Consider the following 1,266-nt stretch of genomic DNA (forward strand, 5'->3'; position numbering starts at 1 on the left):
ATAGGGGATGGAAGCGGTAGCCGCGCGGCGCGGACGGCGACCTGGGTTGTTACGGGAGTTCTGACTCACCGACGTTCCTCAGGCGGAGCAGGCACCGCCGTCGTGGTGGCGGGTGCTGTCGTCGTGGGGATCACAGGAACCAATTGTTCACTCTGCGCGAGGTTTCGCGTGTTATTCGGAACGCTCGGCGTGGCTCCCGGAACAACGGGTGTCGTTGTGCGCGGAGGCGTCGCGGTCGGTGCGGGCACCGATGTGGGCGCATCGAGCGGCGGCATCGCTCCGGCAGTCGCGGGAGTCGGCGTTCCGACGACCTCGACCGAACCATCGGGATGAACTACCAGGCGTGCAGGGTCCTTGGCGGGGACCATGCCGAGAGCGCTTGCCTGATTTGCCAACTCCGGAGCCGAGTTACGCGACTGGAAGTCGCGTTCGAGCGCTGCTTTCTGCTCGACCAGAGACTGGTTGTATGCACGCGCGTCGCTCAGTTGGTAGGAATCCTCGGCAGCGCGGGTGGTCAGCAGCAGAGTCACCGCGAGACCGATGGACAGAAGTCCGATGACGGAGGCGACGAACGGCACTCTCCCCTTGAGCATCGCCCGAGGAGAGATAGACGGGCCGGCAGCAGCGACAGTTCCGGTCCGGCCTGCCGCCCGTGCGGTGCGCTTGTCGTATGCACGTTGCGCTGCACCGGATTTGCCCTGACGACTCATGCCCGCCTCCTGGAAATGCGTTCTGCGGCACGCAAACGCACCGGAGCTGATCGTGGGTTCTCTTCGATTTCCTGCTCTGACGCACGTTCTGCGCCACGGGTGAGAATGCGGAACTCCGGCCCCATACCCGGCAACTCGACCGGTAGACCTTCGGGGCTGGTGGACTTCGAGCGGGGAACCAACTCCGCCTTCACAACTCGATCCTCGAGCGACTGGTAGGACATGAACACCACTCGCCCACCGACTGCCAGTGCGTCGAGTCCGGCAGGAACGGCGGCACGAAGCGAATCCAACTCGGCATTGACTTCGATCCGCAGCGCTTGGAAGGTGCGCTTGGCCGGGTGTCCACCCGTACGCCGTGTGGCTGCCGGGATTGTTCGGTACAGCAATTCGACCAGAGCTGCACTGGTGGTGAAGGGTTCACGCTCACGCTGCCGAAGGATCTCGGACGCAATCTTTCCGGCGAACCGCTCTTCCCCGTACGTGCTCAGAATGCGAGCAAGGTCGCCGTGACTGTAGGTGTTCAGGACCTCTGCCGCGGTCAGCCCGACCGTCT

At 64.1% G+C, this 1,266-nt stretch carries 2 protein-coding genes; both read right to left on the minus strand.

Translation table 11 applies throughout. From position 1 onward, the window contains the following. Positions 1-65: 65 nt before the first annotated feature. Complete coding sequence (gene ftsL / locus ABT116_RS47490; protein WP_095969880.1) at positions 66-710, minus strand: cell division protein FtsL; 645 nt, start codon at positions 708-710, stop codon at positions 66-68. After that, a partial coding sequence (locus ABT116_RS47495) for a 16S rRNA (cytosine(1402)-N(4))-methyltransferase (protein WP_351647628.1) occupies positions 707-1,266 on the minus strand: 560 nt, incomplete at its 5' end. The genes ftsL and ABT116_RS47495, both read right to left, overlap by 4 nt.

The sequence above is a fragment of the Streptomyces sp. NPDC002130 genome (assembly GCF_040296465.1).
GTDB lineage: Bacteria > Actinomycetota > Actinomycetes > Streptomycetales > Streptomycetaceae > Streptomyces.